Consider the following 19016-nt stretch of genomic DNA (forward strand, 5'->3'; position numbering starts at 1 on the left):
GGGTGGGCGTCGGGGTCGGTGCCGGGCCACTGGGCGCGGCAGCCGGCGGGCCGGCGGGCGCCGACGAACCGGCTACGAACGCGCTACGCAGCCGCCGGGCGACGGGCGCCTCGACGGTGCTGGACGCGGACTTCACGAACTCGCCCATTTCCTTGAGCTTGGCGAGAACGGTCTTGCTTTCGACCCCGAGCTCCTTGGCAAGCTCGTGTACGCGGGCCTTTCCTGCCACTGCACTCCTCACTCCGAGGTCGTGCGGGCAGCACCCGCAGCGACCTCACTCCTGCACTTGAAGCCTGGTCATTTCAGGGACTTCATCGTGTGCTCATGTCGGTCGTCCTACCTTGCTAGCGACCCTCGACCGGTCGGGCTTGACCGGTCGTCGGGGGTTGCGCGTCGACGTGCTCCGCAAGCGCACCGTGGTCGGGAACCCCGGTGAGGCGCAGTGCCCGCCCGAAGGCGCGACGCCGCACCGCCTGCGCGAAGCAGGCCGGATCAGGGTGCATGTTCGCTCCCCGACCCGGCAGTCTGCGGGCCGGATCGGGCCGGAGACTGGTGTGACCAGCCTCGTCACCGATCGCGACGACCCGCAACAACTCGCTGGCCGGCGCTCGTTTCCGGCAGCCCACACAGGTGCGCTCCGGAATCGCGCGTCGTGCCACTGAGTAAGTCTACCCCTAGCCGCCGGAGATCGCGCCGCCCGGCTCCGGTACGTGATCAGCTCCGCCCCGGCTCTGCGGGGCCGCGGTCTCCGCGTCGGACCGGATGTCGATGCGCCAACCGGTCAAGCGGGCCGCGAGGCGGGCGTTCTGCCCTTCCCGGCCGATCGCGAGCGAGAGCTGGAAGTCCGGGACGGTCACCCGGGCGGTACGGGTGGCCAGGTCGACCACCTCGACCCGCAGCGCCTTGGCCGGCGACAACGCGTTGCCGACGAACGTCGCCGGGTCGTCCGACCAGTCGATGATGTCAATCTTTTCGCCGTGCAGTTCGCTCATCACGGCGCGGACCCGCTGGCCCATCGGGCCGATGCAGGCGCCCTTGGCGTTGACGCCGGAGGTGGTCGAGCGCACGGCGATCTTCGTACGGTGACCTGCCTCACGTGCGATCGCGCCGATCTCCACGGTGCCGTCGGCGATCTCCGGCACCTCCAGCGCGAACAGCTTCTTCACCAGCGCGGGGTGCGACCGGGACAGCGTGATCTGCGGGCCGCGCATGCCCTTGGCGACGTGCACGACCACGCAGCGGATCCGCTCGCCGTGCTCGTACCGCTCGCCGGGGACCTGCTCGGACTGCGGCAGGACACCCTCCAGCTTGCCCAGGTCGACGCTGACGATGCCCTTCTCGCGGCGGGTCTCGTGCGCCTGCACCACGCCGGTGACCAGGTCACCGTCGCGGCCGACGTACTCGCCGAAGTGCACCTCGTCGGTGGCCTCCCGCAGCCGCTGGAGGATCACCTGCTTGGCGGTCATGGCGGCGATCCGCCCGAAGTCGTGCGGAGTGTCGTCCCACTCCCGGGTCACCGTGCCGTCGGCGTCCAGTTCCTGCGCGTAGACCGAGGCGGCCCCGCTCTTGCGGTCGATCTCCACCCGGGCGTGCGGCTCGGCGCCGTCGGTGTGCCGGTAGGCGGTCAGCAGCGCGGTCTCGATCGCCGCGAGGATCGTGTCGAACGGGATCTCCCGCTCGCGCTCCAGGGCGCGCAGCGCCGCGAGGTCGATGTTCACCTCTCCTCGTCCTCCAGATCTTCGTCGTCGTCGGTGTCGTCACCGAAGTCCTCGTCGGCCAGGTCGTCCAGGCGGTTGAACTCCACCTGGACCCGGCCGGGCCCGAGTTCGGCGTACGGGTGTTCGGCGGGGCCGGCGTCGGTCTCCAGCACCACGCGTTCGTCGTCGGCGGCCGTGATCCGGCCGGTGAGCTGGCGGTCCCCCGCGTCACCGCGGACGGTGACCTTGACCAGCCGCCCGGCGTTGCGCCGCCAGTGCCGGGGCAGGGTGAGCGGCCGGTCCACGCCGGGCGAGCTGACCTCCAGCTGGTACTCGCCGGCCACGATGTCGCCGCCGGCCTCCTCGGCCGCGTCCAGCGCCGCCGAGACAGCGCGGGAGACGTCCGCCACGGCGTCCAGGTTGATCCCGCCGTCGGCGTCCACGATCACCCGGACCACGTGCCGCCGGCCGGCGCGGGAGACGGAGAGGTCCTCCAGGTCGTAACCGGCCGCCGTGACGACCGGTTCGATCACCTCGCGCAGCCGGTTGCGGCGGGCGGCGAGATCGCCGCGAGGTGCGCCGCTCCGGTCCGTGCCGCGGGGCCCGTCGGCCCGGCGGGGCCGCCCGGCGGGCCCCGTCGACCGGGTGGCACGGCCACGCTGCGTCATTGCGCGCACCTCTCCTGCTGTTGCCACGACCCGCGAGCCGTGTTGTCCTCGGCCGGGTGCGGGCGATCGGCCCGCCATACCGGCGCGCCACCGGGGCGTCCGCGCCCGGTGGTTGCGCAGAGCGTAACGCTTGTGGCCGCCGACGGACCCGGCGGCGCACCGAGACCCTGCCCCACGAGGCGGCGCGGATGGTGTTGACTCTGTCAGGTGGGGATCGGCAGAACACCATCCGACCAGGTCAGAGCGGGGCATTCCCGGCGCTGGCTGCTGCGCGCCGGAGGGCTCGTGGTGCTCGGCGGCGCCACCGCGCCGCTGACCGGTTGTGATCTTTTCGACCGCGACAAGGAGCCACCGGCGCCGGACGCGCTGGAGCCGCTGGCCGCCGAGGCGCTCGCGCTGGAGGCCCGCTACCGGGCCGCCGCCACCGCCGCGCCGGCGCTGGCCGAACGGCTCACCCCGATCGCCGACGCGCACCGGGCGCACGCCGAGGAGCTACGCCGCGTGATCGGCCGTCCGGCGCTGTCCGGCGCCCCGGTGGCCGCCGGCTCGGCCAGCGCGCCCGCGCCCGACGCCGTACTCACCGAGCTGCGCCGGGCCGAGCAGGAGGGCCGGACCAACGCGGCCCGGGCGTGCGCCGAGGCCCCGGCCGAGCGGGCCGCACTGCTCGGTTCGATCGCCGCCGCGCGGGCCACTCACGTGGAGGCCCTGAAGTGAACGAACGCACCGAGCGGAGCGAGGGCCGTGAGGGCACGCCCGGCAGGCACAGCATGACCCCGACGACCGGTCCGGCCACCGCGCTCGCCGACGCGCTCGCCGCCGAGTACGCGGCGGTCTGGGCGTACGGGGTGATCGGCGTGCACCTGACCGAGGCGGCGCGTACGGCGGCCCGTGCCGCCGAGGCGGCCCACCGGTCCCGCCGCGACGCGCTGCTGCTGCAGCTCGCCGAGGGCTCCGGGCAGGTGCCCGCCGACCGGGCCGGATACGCGCTGCCCTATCCGGTGACGGACCGGGCGAGCGCGCTGCGCCTGGCGGTGGAGATCGAGGAGCGGACGGCCGGGCACTGGCGGGCCGCGCTGCCGCACACCACCGGCGCGGACCGGAACACCGCGCTCGCCGCGCTCACCGACTGCGCGTTGCGTGCCACCCGCTGGCGGCGTACGGCCGGGGTGACGCCGGTCACCGTTCCGTTCCCGGGCCGCCCGGCCTGAGCGCGACGCCGGTCACCCGGCGGAACCCTCCGGTTGCGTAGCGCATACCAGGTATGCATACTCGCGGTCATGTCCATCCGTCACGGCCTGCTCGCCCTGCTCGAACGCGGCCAGATGTACGGCTACCAGCTCCGTGCCGCGTTCGAGGAGTCCACCGGGTCGACCTGGCCGCTGAACATCGGACAGGTCTACACCACGCTGGCGCGGCTGGAACGTGACGGGCTGGTCCGCCCGCTGCCGGAGAACGAGAGCGGGCAGCGGCCGTACGAGATCACCGACGCCGGACGCGCGGACCTGGCGCTGTGGTTCGCCACGCCGATCAGCCGCGCCGACCGCCCCCGCGACGAGTTGTCCATCAAACTGGCGCTGGCGCTGACCACCCCCGGCGTCGACGTGCGGTCGGTGGTGCAGACCCAGCGCACCGCCACCATGCGCGCGCTCCAGGAGTTCACCCGGTTGAAGTACACGAGCGACAAGCCGGAGGATCTACCCTGGCGGCTGGTGCTGGACGCGATGATCTTCCAGACCGAGGCCGAGGTGCGGTGGCTCGACCACTGCGAGACGAGCCTGGTCCGGCACCGCCCGGCGCCGATCCGGGCGGTCGACCACCCCGAGGCGGTGGACCGGGCCGGCGACGAAGCCCGCCGGTGACCCGGCACGGGAGGCGCTGATGGACCCGATCGACGGGGTGCTGGAGCTGCGGGACGTACGCCGGACCCACGGCGCCGGCGAGGCCGCCGTGCACGCGCTGCGCGGCGTGAGCCTGACCGTGCGGGCCGGTGAGCTGGTGGCGGTGATGGGCCCCTCCGGGTCCGGCAAGTCCACGCTGCTGGCGCTCGCCGGTGGCCTCGACCGGCCCACCGGCGGCCAGGTGGTGGTCGAGGGTGAGGCGCTGGTCGGGCTGTCCGCCCGCGAGCTGGCCCGGCTGCGCCGCCGCCGGATCGGGTACGTCTTCCAGGACCTGAACCTGCTCGGCAGCCTGACCGCCGTGGAGAACGTGGCGCTCCCGCTGGAACTGGACGGCACCGGCGTACGGGCGGCCCGCCAGTCGGCGCTGGCCGCGCTGCGCGAGGTCGACCTGGAGGACCTGGCCGACCGCTTCCCGGACCAGATGTCGGGCGGCCAGCAGCAGCGGGTGGCGATCGCCCGGGCCCTCGTCGGCGAACGCCGCCTGGTCCTCGCCGACGAGCCGACCGGCGCGCTGGACTCGCAGACCGGCGAGGCGGTGCTGCACCTGCTGCGCCGCCGGGTGGACGCCGGGGCGGCAGGGGTGCTGGTCACCCACGAGGCCCGGCACGCCGGCTGGGCGGACCGCGTGGTCTTCCTGCGCGACGGGGTGATGGTCGACTCGACCGCCCCGCTGATCGGCGTCGACCACCTGCTCAGCGGCAGCAGCCGGTGACCGGCGGCCGCCTCGCCGCCGTACGCGGTTCGTGGCGGACCGCGCTGCGGATCGCCCGCCGGGAGGCCCGGCGGTCCCGGCGGCGCACGCTGCTGGTGCTGGTGATGATCGCGCTGCCGGTGCTCGGCCTCAGCTTCGCCGCGGTCAGCTACGACATGGGTGATCTGACCCGCGCCGAGCGCATCGAGCGCCAGCTCGGCGGCGCCGACGTCGCCCTGCGCTGGGACAGCCTGACGCCGGTGACGCAGGACGCCTGGGGCGAGTCGGCCTGGCCGGTCCAGGGCGAATGGGTCGGCCGGACCCGTCCGGCGACCGCCGAGGAGGTGCGCGCGCTGCTGCCAGAGGGCAGCCGGGTCGCCCGCACGCGCTGGTGGATGACGTTCTCGACGCGGGTCGGCCGGCACGTCGAGTCGGTCGACGCGCGCGCCCTGGACCTGACCGACCCGCTCACCCGGCCGCTGGCCGAGGTCCTCGACGGCCGCCCGCCGGTACGCCCGGACGAGATCGCGGTCAGCCCGGCGGCGCTGCGCCGGCTCGACACCCGCATCGGCGACCCGGTCCGCACCATCGACGGCGCCACGTACCGGGTGGTCGGGGTGGTGGAGTACCCGGACAACCTCCGGGACGTGGTCACGCTGGCCGGGGTGACCCCGGAGACCGCAGTCGGCAGCGACACCTGGCTGGTGGACCTGCCCGGCCCGCTCGACCCAGGGCTCGCCGACCGGCTGAACGCGCAGGGAATCCAGGTCGTCGTCCGTGACCCGCTGCCCGGGCGGGAGGAGTTCACCCGCGGCATGCGCGTACCGGACGCCGACGAGGCCGGCGTCATCGGCGTGGTCGGCGGGCTGGGCCTGCTGGAGGTGGTGCTGCTGGTCGGCCCGGCCTTCGCGGTGAGCGTCCGCCGCCGGAGGCGGGATCTCGCACTCGTCGCGGTGGCCGGTGGCGACGCCGCCCACCTGCGCCGGATCGTGCTCGCCGACGGGGTGGTGCTCGGCGCCGGCGGGGCCGCCCTCGGCCTGCTGCTCGGCATCGGCGCGGCGTTCGCCGGCCGGCCGATCGTCGAGCAGTACCTGCTCGGGGAGCGCCTCGGGGCGTACCGGGTCTTCCCGAGCGCGCTGGTGGCGATCGCCGCGACGGCGGTGCTGGCCGGGGTGCTCGCGGCGATGGCGCCGGCCTGGACGGCGGCCCGGCAGGACGTGGCGACCGGCCTGGCCGGCCGGCGCGACGCGAGCCGGCCCCGCCGCCGCTGGCTGCTGATCGGGGTGGCGCTCACCGTCGCCGGGACCGCGATCGCCGCGTTCGCCGCCGGCCGCACCTCGCAGACCGGTGTGCTGGCCGGCGTCGCCCTGGGCGAGCTGGGGCTGGTGTTCTGCACCCCGACGCTCGTCGGCGTCCTGGGCCGGGCCGGCCGGCTGCTGCCGCTCACCCCCCGGCTCGCGTTGCGCGACGCCAGCCGCAACCGGTCGTCGGCCGCGCCCGCCATCTCGGCGGTGATGGCGGCGGTCGCCGGAAGCGTCGCGATCGGCGTCTACGTGGCGAGCGACGAGACCCGGTCGCGGGAGCTCTGGCAGCCCGGCCTCCCGCCGGGGAACGTGCTGGTCACCTACTCCGGTGAGACCCCGGCGGACCCGCCGTCGGCCGAGGTCGTCGCCACCCGGGCCCGCACCGTCCTGCCCGACGCCGCTGTGGCACCCGTCGCGGTCCCCGGCTGCTCCGGCGGCGTCCGGGAGAAGGACGACTGCGCCGCGTACGCGGTCGTTCCGCCCGAGCAGCGCTGCCCGTACACCTCCTCCGACCCGGTGATCCCCGACTCGGCCCGGCGCGATCCGCGCTGCGTGAGCCCCTTCCAGGAGCCGGTCGACGTCTACCTGCCGGCGCTCGTGGACGACGGTGGCGCGCTGGCCGCGCTCACCGGAGCGCCCGCCGACGAGCTGGCCGCCGCACGCCGGACGCTCGCCGCCGGCGGCGTGGTGGTCACCGACCCCCGGCGGGTGACGGACGGGCAGGTCTGGGTGGAGGTCAACTACAACTCCGGCGGCCCGCCCACCGGGCGTCTCCTGCCCGGGTACGCGCTGCGCGGCGGTCTCACGGTCGACCGGCTGGTGCTCTCCCCCGCCGCCGCCGACGCGCTCGGCCTGTCCGCCGTGCCGTTGGGCTACCTGCTGGACACCACCGGCTCGCCCACCGATCGGCAGGTCGAGATGCTGACCGACGAGCTGTTCGACGTCGGGCCCATGTCCGCGCAGGTGGCGACCGCCGACCCGCCGTCGGACCAGCGCCCGATGCTGATCCTGCTCGCAGTGGCCTCCGGGTTGATCACGCTGGGCGCCGCCGCGGTCGCCACCGGCCTCGCCGCGGCCGAGGGCCGCCGGGACCTGTCCACGCTCGCCGCGGTCGGCGCCGATCCCCGGGTACGCCGCCTGCTGTCCCTCTGCCAGGCCGGGGTCATCGCGGTGCTCGGCTCGGCGCTGGGCATCGTCGCCGGGCTCGGCTCCGCCGTGGTCGTCCTGGCCGCGCTCAACCAGCGGTACGCGGAAGCCTGGCCGGTGCAGGCGCCGTACCCGGTGACGGTGCCCGGCGTGACGCTCGCCGCGCTGGTCGTGGTGCCGCTGGTGGCAATGGGCGGCGCGGCCCTGTTCACCCGTTCCCGCCTGCCGATCGAACGCCGGCTCGACTGACCCCCGCCCACCCCACCGTCCATGATCCACACCACTTCGCCGGAGTGGCGGCATCCCGGTTGGGTGGATGCCACCACTTCGGGGAAATGGAGTCGACCTTGGGGCGGACTGACCGTCCGAGGGGGTGACGGGGCGCGGTGTGGGCGGCACACTTGTCGGATGTCAGCCCTGGGAACCCTCACCCGCCGCCTAGGTCACCAGCGTTGGTTCGGCGCCACCATGCGCCTGCTCGTCCCGGCCGACCGGCTGGTCGGGCGGATGACGAAGGGCCGCGTGGTCGCCTTCGGGCTCGTGCCCACGCTGGTGCTCACCTCCACCGGCCGCCGCTCCGGCAAGCCCCGCAGCAACCCCCTGGTGTACGTCCCCGACGGCGACGCCTACGTGGTGATCGGCTCGAACTGGGGGCAGCAGCACCAGCCGTCCTGGACGTTCAACCTGATGGCCCACCCGGGTGCCGAGGTGGACGTCAAGGGACGCCGGATCCCGGTCACCGCGGAGCAGGTCACGGGCGAGGAACGGGAACGGCTGTTCCAGCGGCTGGTGCAGGAGTGGCCCGCGTACCGCACGTACGTCGAGCGCGCCGGTGGCCGCGAGATCCGCGTGTTCCGCCTGGTCCCGAACGGCAACCCGGCCACCTGAGCGCCCTCGCCACGCACGGTCAGAGCGCGTCGTAGACGTCGCTGCGGTGGCCGAGCTGCACCACCAGAACGATCAGTTCCTCGTCGCGGACGGTGTACACCACGCGGTAGGAGCCGACACGAATGCGCAGGAGGCCCGGATGCCCGACGAGCGCCTTGACGCCGGCAGGCCGAGGTTCGGCGGCGAGAGCGGCGATCGCGTCGATGAGGCGAGCCTGCACCGGACGGTCGAGCTTACGGAGGAGCTTGGCGGCTGCGCGCTCGATCTTGACGGTGTATCCGGGTGGCGTCTGCCCGCTCACAGGCCCAGCTCTTTGCGTAGGTCGGTGAGGGAGATGGGCGCCTCGCCCGCATCCAGACGGGCCAGGGCGGCTCGGGCAGCCTCGACGTCGATCGCGTCCTCGGCGCGTTCGATCGCCTCGGCGAGGTCCGCCGGGACAATGGCAGCCAGCCGCTGCCCACGACGAGTGACGTAGGTGATGCGGCCGGCGTAGTGAGCACGTGAGACGACGTCCGCGAGATTCTCGCGAGCGTCGGAGATCGGAAGCTCGGCAGCAGGCTCGGTCATACCTGAAGCGTACAGCTCGTACGAGTCGTACAACTGGAACTGACGACGTTGCGGATTGGCGGTGGCCTTGGCCGGCGAACGAGACGCCGAGCGGCGTCTGGACGATCCACGGTGGCAGGTGGCCGAGCGGGTCGGTGACGCCGTCCTGCGGCGGTTCCCGGCCGACGTGCTGGCGGTCGCCGTACACGGTCCGCTCGCGCACGGCGACGACGACGGCGGCGGGGACCGCGAGGTCGGCCTGCTGGTCGTCACCTACCGGCCGGGCGCCGGGCCGCCGCCCGCCACCCGGCGGGTGGACGGTGTGCTCGTCGACCTCACGGTGGCCGGGGCGGACGACTACCTGCGCCGGGCGACGACGATCACGTCCCGCTGGCCGCTGGCCGCGGACCGGTACGTCACCACGCGCGCCCTGCACGATCCGACCGGCTGGCTGCGGAAGCTGCGCGACGAGCACCTGGCGCGGCTGGCACGGGCCCGGCCGGCGGAGTTCACGAGCGCGGCGCGGCAGGCGTGGTACCGGGGCAGCGCGGCGCACGCCCGGGCGCTGCGGCTGGCCGAGTGGTACGAGACGGACCAGGCGCTGCTCATGCTCGGCGAGGCACGGCTGGCCGCCGCAACCGTGCAGGGGCTGTTCAGCCGCACCTACTTCCGCGACCCGGGGGACGCGGTGCGGCGTACCGGGCTGGCCGGGGCGGACATGACCGAGGTGGGCGCGGCGCTGACCCGCCAGGCCGAGGAGCTGGCCGCCCGGGGCCGCCCGGTCGACGGCACCATCGACGACCTGCTGTCCGGCTGACCGCTGACGGTCGCGGACGGCTCGGCGTCAGCCGATGCCGCCGCCGACGCCGATCAGCGCGCCGATCAGGTAGGTGGCGCCGGCCGCCAGCGCGCCGAGCAGCAACTGCCGCAGCCCGCTGCGCCACCAGGCGCGGTTGGTGAACCGGGCCACGACCGCACCGGCCACGAACAGCCCCACGCCGCCGACGGCGAGCGCCAGCCAGAGGCTGGTGAAGCCGAGCAGGTACGGCAGCAGCGGCACCAGGGCGCCGATCGAGAAACAGATGAACGACGAGATCGCGGCGGCCCACGGGCTGGGCTGGTCGTCGGGGTCGACGCCCAGTTCCTCCCGTACGTGCACGCGCAGCGCCTCCTCCGGGTTGGCGCGTACCGCCTCGGCGACCTGTGTCGCCAGATCCCGGGGCAGTCCACGGGCGACCCACGCGTCGGCCAGTTCCCGGGCCTCGGCCTCCGGGTGGCGTTCCAGCTCGCGCCGCTCCTTGGCCACCTCGGCGGCGACCTGCTCGTTCGCTGACCGGACGCTCGTGTACTCGCCGAGGCCCATCGAGATGGCGCCCGCCACCAGGCCGGCCGTGCCGGTCAGCACCACGCTGCGCGGGGACACCCCGCCGCCGCCCACACCGGCGATCAGCGCGATGTTGGTGACCAGGCCGTCCATCGCGCCGAAGACCGCCGGACGCAGCCACCCGCCGGAGACGTCCGCGTGGTGCGCCTCGCGCAGTGCCGCGGGGGTGTCTGTCACGGCAGCGTCAGGATCTCGTAGCCGTCGTCGGTCACGACGATGGTGTGCTCGAACTGGGCCGTCCACCGGCGGTCCTTGGTGACCACGGTCCAGCCGTCGTCCCACATGTCGTACTGGTAGGTGCCGAGCGTGATCATCGGCTCGACGGTGAACGTCATGCCGGGCTCCATCACGTCGGTGGGGCGCGGGCTGTCGTAGTGCGGCACGTAGAGGCCACTGTGGAACGCCTCGCCGATGCCGTGCCCGGTGAAGTCGCGGACCACGCCGTAGCCGAAGCGCTTCGCGTACGACTCGATGACCCGGCCGATGACGTTGATCTGCCGCCCCGGGGCGATGGCCTTGATGCCGCGCATCATCGCCGTGTGGGTCCGCTCGACCAGCAGGCGGGCCTCCTCGCTCACCTCGCCCACGCAGAACGTCGCGTCGGTGTCGCCGTGCACGCCGTTCAGGTACGCGGTGACGTCGACGTTGATGATGTCGCCGTCCTGGAGCACAGTGGTGTCGGGGATGCCGTGGCAAATCACCTCGTTGAGGCTGGTGCAGCACGACTTCGGAAAGCCCCGGTAGCCGAGCGTCGACGGATAGGCGCCGTGGTCGCAGAGGAACTCGTGCACCACCTTGTCGATCTCGTCGGTGGTCACGCCCGGCTTGCAGTGCTCACCGGCGAGCTGGGTGGCCTGGGCGGCGAGACGCCCCGCCACGCGCATCTTCTCGATGGTCTCCGGCGTCTGCACGTGCGAGCCGCGCCACTCCTGGGGACGCTTCTTACCCACGTACTCCGGGCGCGGGATGTGGGCGGGGACCGCTCGCCACGGGGAGAGCGTGCCGGGGGTCAGCGGCGCACGGACGGTCATGGCGCAAGCCTATCGCCGGGGCCGGTGTGCCCCCCGCCACAGGCCCGCCGGGCAGGTTGTTGCCGTGCCGCAAACGCTGTGCCATTGTTGCTCCGTGGATCAAGGGGACGCGGCGCCCGTCTTCTCCGTGACGGCGCAGGTCGACGTCGACCAGGTGCGCGTCCAGGTGACCGGCGAGGTCGACATGGCGACCGCCGACACCATGTTCCAGACCGCGCTCCGCGAGCCCGCCAAGCGGCTGACGCTCGACCTGCGGGCGGTCACCTTCTTCGACTCGGCCGCCATCCACGCGGTGGTCCGGCTCGCCCAGCGGTTCCCGGACGCGCTCACCGTGCTGCCGTCCCCGCAGGTCCGGCGCGTGCTGGACATCTCCGGCCTGGGCGACCAGGACTGGCTCGCCGGCTAGGGTCGCCACCGGAGCGCTGCTCCCAGCGTGAACGCCGTTGACACGGGACAGCGAACGGCCCGGCCCGTCACTACGGTGCGGGGGATGGACAGCTTCCATCCGTCGATGGCCGGCGTCGTGCACGAGGCGCCCGGGTCGACCGTACGACTGCGCCCGGTGACCGAGGACGATCTCGCGATGTTGCGCCGGTTCGCGGTCGAACCCGGTCTGGTGGGGCTGGACTGGGCCGGCTTCCAGGACGCCGCCGCGCCGGCCCGCCGCTTCGCCGAGGACGGCTATCTCGGCGAGAAGGTCGGCGGCCTGATCGTCCAGGTCGAGCCCCCGGACGTACCGGTGGGCTTCCTCAGCTACCTGCAGCGCGAGAGCGGTGGGCGGGCACCGTACTGGGAGATCGGCATCGTGCTGCTGCCCGAGTGGCGCGGCCGGGGTCTCGGCTGGCGAGCACAGGCGCTGCTCTGCGATTACCTGTTCAGCCACACCCCGGCGCAGCGCATTCAGGCCGGCACTCATCCCGAGAACGCCGCCGAGCAGCGGTCGCTGGAGAAAGCCGGTTTCCAGTTGGAGGGTGTCTTGCGGTCCTGCGAGTTCCGGGCCGGCGCCTGGCGTGACGGGTGGCTCTACAGCCGGCTGCGCGACGACCCGTCACCGCTGTGACCGGATGACGACTCGGCATCCTCGGTCGAGGCCCAGTCGGTCAGGCGGCGGCGCAGCGTCAGCTCGGTGCCCGTCTCGGTACGCGTCACGTCCATCTCCCCCAGCGCCTGGATCAGCGCCAGCCCGCGTCCCCGGAAGCTGGACCCGCTCGACTCCCGCCAGCGCCCGCTGTCCCTGATGGTCGCGGTGACCGTACGGTCGGCGATGGTCACCTCGACCTCGATCGTCGGATCGACCGGGTCGATCGGATGCTCGATCGCGTTCGCCGCCGCCTCCGACACCGCCACCGTCAGGTCGAACAGGTCGGTCTCGCCGACCTGGTGGGCGACGAGGAAGTCCTCCAGCCGCTTACGCAGCACGCTGAGCCGGGTCGGGTCGGCGGGCAGGCGCAGCGCGAACCGGTTCAGCTCGGTCGCCTCCAGCGCGAGCACCGCCGCGTCGTCGTGCCGGGACCGCTCGGCGACCCGCGCCATGACGGCGTCGACCAGGTCCGCCACGTGCCCGGCGCGCGCCCTCGCGTCCGCCCGCAACTGGCCCAGCCCGGCGTCGATCCCCGCGGACCGGTCCTCGATCAGGCCGTCGGTGTAGAGCAGGAGCCGGTTGCCCGGGGCGAGTTCGCCCTCGGCAGCCGGGTAGACGGCGCCGGGAATGGCCCCGATCGGCGGTCCGAGGGCCCGATCGTGCAGGAACGCCACGTCGTCTCCTCGGATCAGCAGGGGTGAGGGGTGGCCCGCGCTGGCGTACCGGATGCGGCCGGTGCGCGGGGAGAAGCCGAGGCAGACCACTGTGGCGAAGGAGCCGCTGCCGGCGGAGTGGACCAGCCGGTTGAGCCGGGTCAGCGCCTCGCCCGGGTCGTAGCCCTCGAGGACGTACGCCCGCAGCGCGTTGCGGAGCTGGCCCATCGCCGCGGCGGCCCGCACGCCCTTGCCCACCACGTCGCCGATGACCAGCACCAGGTCGTCGTCGGCGGTGGCCATCACGTCGTACCAGTCGCCGCCGACCTCCACGTCGGCGCTGCCGGGCAGGTAGCGGCTGGCCACCACCGCGCCGGGCAACTGCGGCAGCGTACGCGGCAGCAGGCTGTGCTGGAGCGTGGTGGCGATGTGGTGCTCGGCCTCGTAGAGCTGGGCGTTCTCCAGCCGAACGCCGATCAGCCGGGCCAGTTCGGTGAGCGCCGCCTCCTCGGTGCCGCCACCCTCCCGGCGCCACACCCGCAGCTCGCCGAGCTGCTCGCCGGAGGTGCCGGTGAGCGGCAGCACCACTGTCGGCTCGGCGGGCAGGTCGCCGCCGGCGTCCTCCTCGTGGCGGGCCCCGGTGGCGGTCACCCGGACGCGTCCGGCCTCGGCCAGGCGCAGCGCGTGCCGGGCGGCCACCCGGACCACCTCGGCGGTGGACCGGGCGGTGTTGATCTCCACGGCGGCGTCGGCGAGCGCCCGCAGGCGGCGGATGATCTGCCCGCGCAACTGGCCCAGTTCGACGTTGGCCCGGACCCGGGCCACCAGTTCCTGGCTGGAGAAGGGCTTGGTCAGATAGTCGTCGGCACCGGTGGACAGACCGGCGACCTCCTCGGCGGCCCCGGCCCGCGCGGAGAGCAGCACGATCGGCACGTGCCGGGTGGCCGGGTCGGCACGCAACGCGGTGACCAGCCCGAAGCCGTCCAGCCGGGGCATCATCACGTCGGTCAGCACCAGGTCGAACGGGGTCTGGACGGCCAGCCGCAGCGCCTCCGCGCCGTCCGGCACGGCCACCACCTCGTACGCCGGGGAGAGCAGCCGGACGACGTGCTCGCGCAGGTCGGGGTTGTCGTCGGCGAACAGGATCCGGCCGGACCCACCCGGTGCGCCGGACGCCTCGGGCAGTCCGGTGGGCCGGGCCACCTCGTCGGTCCAGAGCGCCGTCTCGGCCACGTACAGGCGGGCCTGCGCCGGCTCACCCGGCGACATCGGGGTGAGGGCGGACACCCGGTCGGCGGGCAGGTGCGCGTACCCGAAGGGCATGGTCACCGTGAACGTGGTGCCCCGGTCGACGACGCTGTGCGCGGTCACCGTGCCGCCGTGCATCTCGACCAGCTCGCGGACCAGGGCGAGCCCGATGCCGGTGCCCTCGTGGGTACGAGATCGGGCGCCGGCTACCCGGTGGAACCGCTCGAAGACCTGCGGCAGTTCCTCCGAGGCGATGCCGACGCCGGTGTCGGTGACCTCCAGCACGGCGGCGCCGTCGGCGGCACGCATCCGGACCCGGATCTCGCCGTCGAAGGTGAACTTGACCGCGTTCGACACCAGGTTGAGGACGATCTTCTCCCACATGTCCCGGTCGACGTAGACCGGCGCGGGCAGCGGCGGGCAGTCCACCACCAGGCGCAGGCCGGCCCGCTCGGTGGCCGAGCGGAACGTGCTGGCCAGCCGCGAGGTGTAGTCGGACAGGTCGGTGGGCTGGTAGCGGGCGGCCAGCCGGCCGGACTCCAGCCGGGAGAAGTCGAGGACCGTGTTGACCAGCTTGAGCAGGCGCAGCCCGTTGCGGTGCATGACGGTGAGCCGGTCGAGGTAGCGCTCGGGCAGCTCCCGGTCGGCGAGCAGTTCCTCCAGCGGCCCGAGGACCAGCGTGAGCGGGGTGCGGAACTCGTGGCTGACGTTGGCGAAGAAGTTGGTCTTGGCGCGATCCAGCGCGGCCAGCTCGGCGGCGCGGGCGCGTTCCTGCTCGTACGCCCGCTGCTTGCCGACGGCCCGGGAGACCTGCGCGGCGACCAGGTCGACGAAGTCGCGGTAGTCGTCGGTGAACGGCAGCCGTCGGGACACGCCGAGCAGCAGCACGCCGGCCGGCTCGTTGGTGGCGGTCAGCGGCAGCAGGAGCGCCTGGTCGGCGGCGTCCGGCGGCACCGCGCCCGGGAGGTCGGCGGTGGCGATCCAGCGCGGCTCGGTGAGCGGCCCGTCAGCGGGCAGCCCGGGCGGCGGACCGGCGACGACGGCGGGGTCCACGCCTGAACAACCGGCCGGCACCGGCGACCCGCCCTCACCCTGGAACCACAGCGCGCTGAACGGCACGTCGGCGCGGTGGGCGTCGAGCACGCGGGTCACGGCCCGGCCCAGTTCGAGCAGGCCCGGCACGTCGCCCAGCTCGTTGCCCAGCTCGGCGAGGGCGCGGAGCCGGCGCTCGCCGAGCACCCGGCCGGTGGTCTCGTTGACGAAGCAGAACAGGCCACCGACGCTGCCGTCGGCACCACGGATCGGGTCGTACGAGACGTCGAAGTAGACGTCCTCCAGGAAACCGTGGCGATCGAGCACGAACGGATGGTTCTCGCCCCGGTACGGCACGCCGGTGCGACGCACTCCGTCCAGCAGCGGGCCGAGCACGTCCCAGGTCTCCGCCCAGTGCCCCCGGGCGGGCTGTCCGATCACGGCCGGGTGCTTGTCGCCGATGGTCGGCCGGTAGGCGTCATTGTAGAAGGCCAGGTGCTCCTCGCCCCAGAACACGACCATCTGGGCGCGGGACGACAGCATGGTGCTCAGGGCGTGGCAGAGCGCGGTGGGCCAGCGGTCCGGGCTGCCGAGGGCGGTGGTCGACCAGTCGAACCCGCGCAGCCGCTCGCCCATCTCGCCACCGGCGGCGAACGCCGCGGCGAGCAGTGGCGGTAGGGACGCCTCGCCGGCCGCCGGGGACGAACGACCGTCGTCCCCGCCCCCCAGGGCCGAGCCCATGCAGCCTCCCGCTCCGGCCATGATCACGACGGCCGGCGATTCTCCGCCGACCGTCCCCGCGTACTACCCCGACGGACGAGCAACGTAACGCACCCGCACCGTTCGACGCTGGTTACCTCCGACTCATCCTGGCGTAACAGACGGTCCGGGGCGACTCGGGCGGTCCTCGCCGGGTCGGCGGGACCGCCGATTCGGCCTTTCCCCCACCTACGAAACGCGGGTGTGTGATCTGGCCGACATCGCGGCCCGGACCAGCGCGGCCACCGGCCGCGGGTCGGCCTCGTTCTCCGGATGCCACTGCACCCCGAGCACGAAGCGCCGCGCCGGGTCCTCCACCGCCTCGATCACCCCGTCGTCGGCCCAGCCGGTGACCGTCAGGCCGCCGGGGTCGGCCACCGCCTGATGGTGGTACGAGTTGACCCGGTCCACCCCGGCCATGACCCGCCCGGTCAGGCTGTCCGGGGCGAAGCGCACCGGGTGCGACCCGTACACGCCCGGCGCGGGGCGGTGCCCGTCGTGCCCGACCACGTCCGGCAGGTGCTGGTGCAGCACGCCGCCGTACGCCACCGCGAGCAACTGCATCCCCCGGCACACGCCCAGCACCGGCAGGTCGGCGGCGAGCGCGGCGGTCAGCAGCGTCACCTCCCCGGCGTCGCGGTCCGGCCGGCTCTCGGTACGCGGGTCCGGCGGCTCGCCGTACCGCTCCGGGCCGACGTCCGCGCCGCCGGCCAGCAGCAGCCCGTCCAGCAGCCCCAGCACGTCGGCGTCGGCGTCGTCAGGGGGCAGCACGACGGCCCGGCCGCCCGCCGCGGTGACCGCCCGGACGTACGCGTGCGGCACGAGCGTCGCCGGCACGTCCCGCCACACCGCCCAGCCGGCCGGTTCGACGTACGCGGTGATGCCGATCACCGGCCTCATAGCGGTGTGACGTACGCGCCGGTGATGCCGCCGTCGACGACGAACTGCGCGGCGGTCATGAACGAGGCGTCGTCGCTGGCGAGGAACGCCACCGCGGCGGCGATCTCGGCAGGGTCGCCGAACCGGCCCATCGGCACGTGCACCAGCCGCCGGGCGGCCCGCTCGGGGTCCTTGGCGAACAGTTCCAGCAGCAGCGGCGTGGCCACCGGCCCGGGGCACAGCGCGTTCACCCGGATGCCCTCGCGGGCGAACTGCACGCCCAGCTCCCGGGTCATCGCCAGCACCCCGCCCTTGCTCGCCGTGTACGCGATCTGCGAGGTGGCCGCGCCCATCAGCGCCACGAACGACGCGGTGTTGATGATCGAGCCCTTGCCCTGCCGGCGCATGTGCGGGATGACGTACTTGCAGCACAGGTAGACGCTCGTGGTGTTCACCCGCAGCACCCGCTCCCAGGCGTCCAGCCCGGTCTCCAGGATGGAGTCGTCGTCCGGCGGCGAGATGCCCGCGTTGTGGAACGACACGTCCACCCGTCCGTGTCGCTGCACCACGCCGTCGAACAGGTCGCGGACCGCCGTCTCGTCGGCCACGTCGGCGGCCACGAACTCGCCGCCCACCTCCTGCGCGGCCCGGGTGCCGGCGTCGGCGTCGATGTCCACGCACACCACCCGGGCGCCCTCGGCGGCGAATCGGCGTACGGTGGCCAGCCCGATGCCGCTGCCCGCGCCGGTCACCACCGCCACCCGGTCGGAAAGCCGTCCCTGCACTGTGATCACTCCTCGGTGCCGATGAACACGTTCTTGACGTCGGTGAAGGCGTGCAGCGCGTCCGGGCCCAGCTCCCGGCCCAGGCCGGAGCGCTTCATCCCGCCGAACGGGGTCCAGTAGCGCACCGAGGAGTGCGAGTTGACGCTGAGGTTGCCGGACTCGACCGCGCGGGCCACCCGCACCGCGCGCCCGACGTCCCGGGTCCAGATCGAGCCGGAGAGGCCGTACTCGGTGTCGTTGGCGAGCCGGATCGCGTCCGCCTCGTCGTCGAACGGCAGCACCGAGACGACCGGGCCGAAGACCTCCTCCCGCCAGTGCCGGTCCGCCGGGGAGCCGGCGAGCAGCACCGTCGGGGCGTACCAGAAGCCGGGGCCGTCGGGGCAGGAGCCGGTGAAGGCGACGTGCGCGCCGTCGACGTAGCCGGCGACCCGGTCCCGGTGCGCGGCGGAGATCAGCGGGCCCATCTCGGCGCTCTCCCGGGCCGGGTCCTCCACCCGGAACGCCCGCACGGCCGGTTCGAGCAGTTCCAGGAACCTGTCGTACACCTGGCGCTGGACCAGGATCCGGGAGCGGGCGCAGCAGTCCTGGCCGGCGTTGTCGAAGACCGCGTACGGCGCGGTGGCCGCCGCCTTCTCCAGGTCCGCGTCGGCGAAGACGATGTTGGCGGACTTGCCGCCCAGCTCCAGCGTCACCCGCTTCACCTGGGCCGCGCAGCCGGCCATGATCCGGGTGCCGACCTCGGTCGAGCCGGTGAAACAGATCTTGCGGACGGCCGGGTGGGTGACGAACCGTTCGCCGACCACGCTGCCCCGGCCGGGCAGCACGGTGAACACGCCGTCGGGCAGGCCGGCGTCGCGGGCCAGTTCGGCCAGGCGCAGCGCGGTCAGCGGGGTCAGCTCGGCGGGCTTGAGCACCACCGTGTTGCCGGCGGCGAGCGCCGGGGCGAATCCCCAGCCGGCGATCGGCATCGGGAAGTTCCACGGCACGATCACGCCGACCACGCCCAGCGGCTCGTGGAACGTGACGTCGAGCCCGCCGGGCACCGGGATCTGGTGCCCGGTCAGCCGTTCCGGCGCGCCCGCGTAGTAGTCGAGCACGTCGCGGACGTTGCCCGCCTCCCAGCGCGCGTTGCCGACGGTGTGCCCGGCGTTGCGCACCTCCAGCTGGGCCAGCTCCTCCAGGTGCGCGTCGACCTGGGCGGCGAACCGCCGCAGCAGCCGCCCCCGATCCCCCGGTGCCACGTTCCGCCACGTCTCGAACGCCGCGGAAGCCCGCGAGACAGCCGCATCCACGTCCGCAACGGAGCACCCCGGAACGACCCCGATC

General features: G+C 73.9%; 20 protein-coding genes and 1 pseudogene. 9 read left to right on the plus strand and 12 right to left on the minus strand.

The window, feature by feature from the left end:
• From EAD96_RS24145 to rimP, 4 genes and pseudogenes are all read right to left on the minus strand, one after another.
• Positions 1 to 229, minus strand: a 229-nt coding sequence (locus EAD96_RS24145; protein WP_147457924.1) for a translation initiation factor IF-2 N-terminal domain-containing protein, incomplete at its 3' end; no start/stop codon positions are given.
• A 93-nt stretch (positions 230 to 322) separates the two neighbouring features.
• Positions 323 to 659 (minus strand): annotated as a pseudogene (locus EAD96_RS24150) (YlxR family protein).
• Positions 660 to 674: 15 nt separating this feature from the next.
• The gene (gene nusA / locus EAD96_RS24155; protein WP_120571117.1) at positions 675 to 1718 is read right to left on the minus strand and encodes a transcription termination factor NusA; all 1044 of its coding nucleotides are present in this window, start codon (positions 1716 to 1718) and stop codon (positions 675 to 677) included.
• A complete protein-coding gene (gene rimP / locus EAD96_RS24160) occupies positions 1715 to 2365 on the minus strand; it encodes a ribosome maturation factor RimP (RefSeq protein WP_120571118.1) in 651 nt (216 codons plus the stop codon). The genes nusA and rimP overlap by 4 nt, the downstream gene beginning before the upstream one ends.
• Positions 2366 to 2629: 264 nt before the next feature.
• Here rimP and EAD96_RS24165 point away from each other — a divergent pair, with 264 nt between their 5' ends.
• The 6 genes from EAD96_RS24165 (at position 2630) to EAD96_RS24190 (ending at position 8292) form a co-directional block, all read left to right on the plus strand.
• Positions 2630 to 3079 carry a hypothetical protein gene (locus EAD96_RS24165; protein WP_199733283.1) on the plus strand — a complete coding sequence of 150 codons (450 nt, stop codon included), beginning with the start codon at positions 2630 to 2632 and terminating at the stop codon, positions 3077 to 3079.
• A gap of 53 nt (positions 3080 to 3132) precedes the next feature.
• On the plus strand, positions 3133 to 3573 hold the full coding sequence (locus tag EAD96_RS24170) for a ferritin-like domain-containing protein (protein ID WP_120573921.1): 441 nt from the start codon (positions 3133 to 3135) through the stop codon (positions 3571 to 3573).
• A gap of 69 nt (positions 3574 to 3642) precedes the next feature.
• On the plus strand, positions 3643 to 4224 hold the full coding sequence (locus EAD96_RS24175) for a PadR family transcriptional regulator (RefSeq protein ID WP_013284661.1): 582 nt from the start codon (positions 3643 to 3645) through the stop codon (positions 4222 to 4224).
• 19 nt (positions 4225 to 4243) lie between these two features.
• Positions 4244 to 4975 carry an ABC transporter ATP-binding protein gene (locus EAD96_RS24180; protein ID WP_121685882.1) on the plus strand — a complete coding sequence of 244 codons (732 nt, stop codon included), beginning with the start codon at positions 4244 to 4246 and terminating at the stop codon, positions 4973 to 4975.
• Entirely contained in the window at positions 4972 to 7653 is a 2682-nt protein-coding gene (locus EAD96_RS24185; protein ID WP_121685883.1) for an FtsX-like permease family protein, read from the plus strand. Before EAD96_RS24180 ends, EAD96_RS24185 begins: the two co-directional genes overlap by 4 nt.
• Positions 7654 to 7812: 159 nt before the next feature.
• Positions 7813 to 8292 carry a nitroreductase family deazaflavin-dependent oxidoreductase gene (locus tag EAD96_RS24190; protein ID WP_121685884.1) on the plus strand — a complete coding sequence of 160 codons (480 nt, stop codon included), beginning with the start codon at positions 7813 to 7815 and terminating at the stop codon, positions 8290 to 8292.
• Positions 8293 to 8311: 19 nt separating this feature from the next.
• On the opposite strand, the gene EAD96_RS24195 is transcribed toward EAD96_RS24190, so the two are convergent.
• The gene (locus tag EAD96_RS24195) at positions 8312 to 8557 is read right to left on the minus strand and encodes a type II toxin-antitoxin system RelE/ParE family toxin (RefSeq protein ID WP_121685889.1); all 246 of its coding nucleotides are present in this window, start codon (positions 8555 to 8557) and stop codon (positions 8312 to 8314) included.
• A 32-nt stretch (positions 8558 to 8589) separates the two neighbouring features.
• Complete coding sequence (locus EAD96_RS24200) at positions 8590 to 8859, minus strand: type II toxin-antitoxin system prevent-host-death family antitoxin (protein WP_121685890.1); 270 nt, start codon at positions 8857 to 8859, stop codon at positions 8590 to 8592.
• Positions 8860 to 8926: 67 nt separating this feature from the next.
• On the opposite strand from EAD96_RS24200, the gene EAD96_RS24205 reads away from it, so the two are divergent.
• On the plus strand, positions 8927 to 9655 hold the full coding sequence (locus EAD96_RS24205; protein WP_121685891.1) for a nucleotidyltransferase domain-containing protein: 729 nt from the start codon (positions 8927 to 8929) through the stop codon (positions 9653 to 9655).
• A 27-nt stretch (positions 9656 to 9682) separates the two neighbouring features.
• Here the strand turns inward: EAD96_RS24205 and EAD96_RS24210 are convergent, their stop codons facing one another.
• Both EAD96_RS24210 and map read right to left on the minus strand, forming a co-directional pair.
• Positions 9683 to 10399, minus strand: coding sequence for a VIT1/CCC1 transporter family protein (locus EAD96_RS24210; RefSeq protein WP_120571123.1), 717 nt, complete (start codon positions 10397 to 10399; stop codon positions 9683 to 9685).
• Positions 10396 to 11253 carry a type I methionyl aminopeptidase gene (gene map, locus EAD96_RS24215; RefSeq protein WP_013284652.1) on the minus strand — a complete coding sequence of 286 codons (858 nt, stop codon included), beginning with the start codon at positions 11251 to 11253 and terminating at the stop codon, positions 10396 to 10398. Before map ends, EAD96_RS24210 begins: the two co-directional genes overlap by 4 nt.
• A gap of 64 nt (positions 11254 to 11317) precedes the next feature.
• Here map and EAD96_RS24220 point away from each other — a divergent pair, with 64 nt between their 5' ends.
• Entirely contained in the window at positions 11318 to 11659 is a 342-nt protein-coding gene (locus EAD96_RS24220) for an STAS domain-containing protein (RefSeq protein ID WP_121685885.1), read from the plus strand.
• 84 nt (positions 11660 to 11743) lie between these two features.
• Positions 11744 to 12313: a GNAT family N-acetyltransferase gene (locus tag EAD96_RS24225; RefSeq protein WP_121685886.1), complete on the plus strand. Its 570-nt coding sequence runs from the start codon at positions 11744 to 11746 to the stop codon at positions 12311 to 12313.
• Here EAD96_RS24225 and EAD96_RS24230 read toward each other — a convergent pair.
• The 4 genes from EAD96_RS24230 to EAD96_RS24245 form a co-directional block, all read right to left on the minus strand.
• Entirely contained in the window at positions 12277 to 16008 is a 3732-nt protein-coding gene (locus EAD96_RS24230) for a SpoIIE family protein phosphatase (protein WP_233586153.1), read from the minus strand. The two genes, EAD96_RS24225 and EAD96_RS24230, sit on opposite strands and share 37 nt — an antisense overlap.
• A 207-nt stretch (positions 16009 to 16215) precedes the next feature.
• Positions 16216 to 16926, minus strand: a complete 711-nt coding sequence (locus tag EAD96_RS24235; protein ID WP_121685887.1) for a gamma-glutamyl-gamma-aminobutyrate hydrolase family protein — start codon at positions 16924 to 16926, stop codon at positions 16216 to 16218.
• The gene (locus tag EAD96_RS24240; protein ID WP_121685892.1) at positions 16923 to 17690 is read right to left on the minus strand and encodes a 3-oxoacyl-ACP reductase; all 768 of its coding nucleotides are present in this window, start codon (positions 17688 to 17690) and stop codon (positions 16923 to 16925) included. The genes EAD96_RS24235 and EAD96_RS24240 overlap by 4 nt, the downstream gene beginning before the upstream one ends.
• Positions 17691 to 17695: 5 nt before the next feature.
• Positions 17696 to 19015 carry an aldehyde dehydrogenase gene (locus EAD96_RS24245; RefSeq protein ID WP_121685888.1) on the minus strand — a complete coding sequence of 440 codons (1320 nt, stop codon included), beginning with the start codon at positions 19013 to 19015 and terminating at the stop codon, positions 17696 to 17698.
• Position 19016 lies beyond the last annotated feature (1 nt).

The organism is Micromonospora sp. BL1 (assembly GCF_003667485.1).
Taxonomy (GTDB): Bacteria; Actinomycetota; Actinomycetes; order Mycobacteriales; family Micromonosporaceae; genus Micromonospora; species Micromonospora tulbaghiae.

What these genes read in the sequence shown, in the direction of transcription:
- rimP (WP_120571118.1), bottom strand. Translation starts at nt 2,365, where the DNA reads ATGACGCAGCGTGGCCGTGCCACCCGGTCGACGGGGCCCGCCGGGCGG.
- EAD96_RS24170 (WP_120573921.1), top strand. Translation starts at nt 3,133, where the DNA reads ATGACCCCGACGACCGGTCCGGCCACCGCGCTCGCCGACGCGCTCGCC.
- EAD96_RS24175 (WP_013284661.1), top strand. Translation starts at nt 3,643, where the DNA reads ATGTCCATCCGTCACGGCCTGCTCGCCCTGCTCGAACGCGGCCAGATG.
- EAD96_RS24180 (WP_121685882.1), top strand. Translation starts at nt 4,244, where the DNA reads ATGGACCCGATCGACGGGGTGCTGGAGCTGCGGGACGTACGCCGGACC.
- EAD96_RS24190 (WP_121685884.1), top strand. Translation starts at nt 7,813, where the DNA reads ATGTCAGCCCTGGGAACCCTCACCCGCCGCCTAGGTCACCAGCGTTGG.
- EAD96_RS24200 (WP_121685890.1), bottom strand. Translation starts at nt 8,859, where the DNA reads ATGACCGAGCCTGCTGCCGAGCTTCCGATCTCCGACGCTCGCGAGAAT.
- map (WP_013284652.1), bottom strand. Translation starts at nt 11,253, where the DNA reads ATGACCGTCCGTGCGCCGCTGACCCCCGGCACGCTCTCCCCGTGGCGA.
- EAD96_RS24225 (WP_121685886.1), top strand. Translation starts at nt 11,744, where the DNA reads ATGGACAGCTTCCATCCGTCGATGGCCGGCGTCGTGCACGAGGCGCCC.
- EAD96_RS24230 (WP_233586153.1), bottom strand. Translation starts at nt 16,008, where the DNA reads ATGGGCTCGGCCCTGGGGGGCGGGGACGACGGTCGTTCGTCCCCGGCG.
- EAD96_RS24235 (WP_121685887.1), bottom strand. Translation starts at nt 16,926, where the DNA reads ATGAGGCCGGTGATCGGCATCACCGCGTACGTCGAACCGGCCGGCTGG.